Below are 4489 nucleotides of genomic sequence, written 5' to 3'. Positions count from 1 at the left end.
TTTTGAAGGTGCGGTGAATATGGCACGCGATATGTATAATGCCATTTACTCCCCTCTGATGAAACTCGCTAACCTTGATATCCGTGGTCAGCAAATAAAAACTGTTATCCCTGAAGAAAAGAGGAAATTTAAAGAGAGTAAAGTACAACAATCGAAATCTGTCGATATTACATCTATCGAAGCGATGCCTACGGCGATAAACTACGCAGCAGTTGAAAGTTCAAAATTTGATACTCAACCATTGCTAATACCTGATAATCAACCATTACTTCAGGAGAATGAAGTACAACAATCGAAATCTATTGATATTACATCTACCGAAGCGATGCCTACGGCGGTAAACTACGCAGCCATTGAAAGTTCAAAAATTGAACCTCAACCATTGCTAATACCTGATAATCAACCATTACCTCAACCGCAGCAAATTGGCGGTAAATTTTCTGCATTTTTGGAGCAATTGCCTAAATACTTAGGTAGTTTTTCCACTGAATACCAGATGCCAATTATTTGTTTTACTACAATTATTACAGCGACTATTGCAGTTAAGATAATTCTAGCTGTATTAGATGTAATAAATGAAATACCCCAGTTAAATCTAGTTTTTGAGTTGACTGGAATTGGTTACTTAATCTGGTTTGTTTTCCGATATCTATTCAAAGCTTCCACTCGGCAAGAATTAGCTGCACAAATTAGTTTTATCCAAAAAGAAATTGTCGAGGGACAAGATTAATAAGCTGTTATGCCTCCACATTTGCTTTCTTTCATAGTGAAAGAAGGCACAAGGCAAACAAACATATCCCCGCGCTATGCAAGAAGTTGCTCGGATTTTGAGATCAAATAGCTATGTTGTGTAGGCGTAGCCCCTCGTAGACATTGCGATCGCTTCTCTACGAACGCGAATAGCGTGTCGGAGACAAAGGCTGCACTAACAAGACGCTCTGCATAGCTGGCTTTTGAGCAGGGGTACGCTCGCCGTAGGCATCTAATCAGAATACTCTACACTCTGCTAACTGCCTTTTTTATTGTTAGTTAACTACTTGTTTCCAGAAAATAGAGGCGATCGCGTTTTGTGAAGCTCTTAAGCAGTTGAAATAGGGCGATATGGCCATCTATCGCTCTATTCACTGTATCAGGAATTGTAGCATTTATTTGGTCTATTGGTTGTATACACGGAGTAGTCTAGTCGGTGTATGGTTTTGCTTCAACTATAGTGTTGGGACAACTACAACCCTTCCCCATAACTCGGACAGTTTTTCAATTTACAGGCGAGTCTCACTTATAAAAAGTTTATTAGCTTGATAGTTACCTATTTATAAGGCAAATAACAACAGCTTAATTTATATACAATATTAAGCTGTTGTTATTTTAAAAAGAAATAAAAATTAATTTTGTTCGTGTTTGATTACTATATTAGTTGGTATTTTACTCAATAAGTTGGTATTATCTTCATTAGATTACACAGATACACTTATCCATTTGGAAAAATGCAAATATAACAAGACGTGAGTTCGACAAGTCTTATTTGACCTCTCCCCCAGCCCCTCTCCGTGTCGGAGAGGGGAGCAAAAAGCTTAATTTTTCGTTGCTCCTCCCTTTCCGTTTTGGAGAGGGAGGTTGGGAGGGAGAGGTTCATCGAACTAACGTTAACAAGAGGTTTACGACTAACTTTGGTGTCAGGATTCATTAGTTTTTAATAACTCATATTAAAAACTAGCTATTTAGTAGCGTCTGGTAAGGAATTGAAAGTTTAACGATAGAACAGTTCGATTTTTATCTAACAGGGTCTATTGTCAAATTGCTCAATTTTAGCGAGAACGATACTAATTTTTGTTGAGCAAACAGCTTTGAGCAAAACTATCTAATTGTCTCAATATTCAATAGTAAAGAGAGAAGGATTTTATGCATTTTACCCACAAGATACCCATTGCATCTTTAATACTATCGGTACTGGTTATATGGCAGCCTACTTTAGCTGACTCCAGGAGCGATATTCCCTGGAGTCGAGAAGAAAAAACACCTTCTCTCTGGGATAAAAATAAGTGTCTTGGAGGTTTTTCGCCAAGTTTTCGCTTGGGTGGAGAACTGAATAATCCAACCACCTATAACTTGCAAAACCTGAAGAATTTGCGAGATGCTTTAAAAAAACAAAATCCAGCATTAGTTACTGAACTTACTGTCAGCTTTCAAACCGGCTCAGGGCCACGAACAGAAACATACTATGGGATTCCCCTATGGGAATTGATTAATAATCCGAAAGCCGGAGGTGGTCTAAAACCTGGGAATTCTGGGGTGAATAGTAAAAACTCTTTTCTGAGGCAATATGTTCTAGTTGAAGCCACAGATTGTTATGGTGCAGTCGTAGCTATTGGTGAAATTCAACCTAACTTTGAAGGGAAAACAGTGCTAGTTGCATTTGAGAAAAAAGGTAGTGATGGTAATGTTGTACCTTTAATAGATGAAGGATTTGCTCGTTTAGTAGTTCCAGGTGACAAAGCTGGAGGTCGTTACATTAGTAATGTCAGAAATATCGTCATATTATCTGCTCCTGCTTCTCCTTTGAAACCAAAATATTTCTGAAAACCCGTCTGATTAAAGATGCCTACAACGGAGAGTTCATCTTCTAATACCAGTCTGATATCTAAGTTATTCTGTAAGGCTGAAGATATCTCACTAAATGAGGATAATCCAACAATCTCATAGTTGTTAGTATTAATCAGTTCAGAATTACCTTATAAATAGGGAGGATCAAAATATGGAAGTTAGCGCTCGTAATTCCTTAAAAGGAACTATTAAGAAAATTCACCCAGGAGCAGTTAACTCTGAGGTCATATTAGAAATTGTGCCTGGAGTAGAAGTAACTGCAATTATTACCAAGGAGTCGGTAGAGCATCTCCAACTTCAAGAGGGAAAACAAGCGATCGCTGTGATTAAAGCATCGGATGTCATAATTGCTACAGAATAGCTCGAAATGAGTAGATAAGTTGTGGCGATCTGCTTATAGAGCGATCGCTACGACTATACAACTATTTACGAATTTTCCGAGCAAGAACTGCTACCACACACCAGACATGAAGGATCATGATAAGAATGTCGTTTGGCAAATTCCATTCGCATCAAGTCAATTGTCAGCAGTTGTGACAATAGGGGTTGGCTAAACTTAGTAATCAGCTTTATTACCTCTAATGCACTAAGACAAGCTAGTGTACCAGAAACAGCACCAATAACCGATTTTGTCCTATTTCTCCAAAATTGGGAAGCATCATTTGGCGGTGATAGCGTTCTAACTCACTGGGTGTTAAGTTCATCGCTTTTTAATTCTTTATCAGTCGTAAAATTTACCACCTAGTTGGTAGCAAGTATTGTAGTTGTCTATACACTTTTCTGATTTATTACTTGTAAAGTTGGTATTTGTGCCAGGTACTATTAAGGGAGCTATGTGCAAATATAGCGCCTGGGTTGAATGCCCAATGAAATACAGCAAATTGCAATCAAACGTGCCACAACTAAAAGCAATACTGGGCTTTGTTTTAGGATTTATTCCCCTTCCTAGTGCGCGATACGACTTGGTGATTCTCAAAGAATACTTGGAACAATCACCAGTACAGCAGTTTATCAAAATTTTGGGACATCGGTTAATGCGATCGCAATCCTATGCAGACATTTGCTGATGTGGCTAATAGACAATGACACTAAGAAAAGCCCAAAAGCCTGTGTAGCCTCGTTCCCAGCCTGGAGGCTTGTGAATGTATTCCGAGAGGCTCCGCCTCTGGTCAAGAAAGAGGAGGCGGAGCCTCCCAGAATGGGTTCCTAGCCTCCAGGCTAGGAAGCAGTCAGCGCAAGGGCTGTATCTTAACTTAGTGCCATTCGACTAAGTAGCTTTGGTTTAGCTTATCTACATATTATTGATAGGAAAGTTGTAGTAAAGAGTTACCTACTCAATGACTTTACAGGAGGCAGTTTAATTGCCCCCCCTTAGTAATATCTCAAAAATTACTTTAGCCTACGGCAATAATTACGTCTGATGATTTAATTATGGCGTGGACTTCTTTTCCTTCAGTAAGTTTGAGATTTTCTGCTGATGATTTGGTAATAATTGCAGTAACCTCTACCCCTGGTGCTACTTCTATCGTTACTTCAGTATTTACAGAGCCAACGACGATGTTTTTTACAGTTCCTTTGAGAGCATTACGAGCGCTAACTTGCATTTGATGACCCTACTGGTTTTTTCTTTACACGTAAATAATAACAAGTAATTAAATTAATCTGTATGGCTACGGTTAGAAAATATATCAATCCGCGCCGCATCGGTTTTTTAGTGCAGAACTATGCCCTCTTCCCACACATGAGTGTGGCGCAAAATATTGCTTTCGGCCCCAAAGGATTATCCGCTCTTAATAAGCTGTTCCACATTTCAATTGCATAAATGGTAAACTAGATATATCCATGCATTCAGCATTATTATGCCTGCCAAAGGGTTTCTAGCTCAATC

General features: G+C 38.8%; 5 protein-coding genes and 2 pseudogenes. 5 read left to right on the top strand and 2 right to left on the bottom strand.

All coding sequences use genetic code 11. The features are described from left to right. The 3 genes from V7L07_RS24955 to V7L07_RS24945 all read left to right on the top strand — a co-directional run. The coding region (locus V7L07_RS24955) for a CAAD domain-containing protein (protein WP_335061505.1) at positions 1-730 on the top strand (730 nt) is incomplete at its 5' end. A 1169-nt stretch (positions 731-1899) separates the two neighbouring features. Then, on the top strand, positions 1900-2577 hold the full coding sequence (locus V7L07_RS24950; protein ID WP_335061504.1) for a hypothetical protein: 678 nt from the start codon (positions 1900-1902) through the stop codon (positions 2575-2577). Between the two features lie 175 nt (positions 2578-2752). Beyond that, positions 2753-2962, top strand: a complete 210-nt coding sequence (locus V7L07_RS24945; RefSeq protein ID WP_094352220.1) for a TOBE domain-containing protein — start codon at positions 2753-2755, stop codon at positions 2960-2962. A gap of 65 nt (positions 2963-3027) precedes the next feature. On the opposite strand, the pseudogene V7L07_RS24940 reads toward V7L07_RS24945, so the two are convergent. Next, positions 3028-3246, bottom strand: a pseudogene (locus tag V7L07_RS24940) (protein hesA); the annotation flags it as partial. 275 nt (positions 3247-3521) lie between these two features. On the opposite strand from V7L07_RS24940, the pseudogene V7L07_RS24935 reads away from it, so the two are divergent. Then, a pseudogene (locus V7L07_RS24935) lies at positions 3522-3668 on the top strand (substrate-binding domain-containing protein); the annotation flags it as partial. Between the two features lie 327 nt (positions 3669-3995). Here the strand turns inward: V7L07_RS24935 and V7L07_RS24930 are convergent. After that, positions 3996-4205: a TOBE domain-containing protein gene (locus V7L07_RS24930; RefSeq protein ID WP_094331798.1), complete on the bottom strand. Its 210-nt coding sequence runs from the start codon at positions 4203-4205 to the stop codon at positions 3996-3998. Between the two features lie 62 nt (positions 4206-4267). On the opposite strand from V7L07_RS24930, the gene V7L07_RS24925 reads away from it, so the two are divergent. Continuing rightward, positions 4268-4423, top strand: a complete 156-nt coding sequence (locus V7L07_RS24925) for a hypothetical protein (protein ID WP_335061506.1) — start codon at positions 4268-4270, stop codon at positions 4421-4423. Positions 4424-4489: the final 66 nt, after the last annotated feature.

Source organism: Nostoc sp. (genome assembly GCF_036916985.1).
Classification (GTDB): domain Bacteria; phylum Cyanobacteriota; class Cyanobacteriia; order Cyanobacteriales; family Nostocaceae; genus Nostoc.
This window is presented reverse-complemented; position numbering and strand designations above follow the sequence as displayed.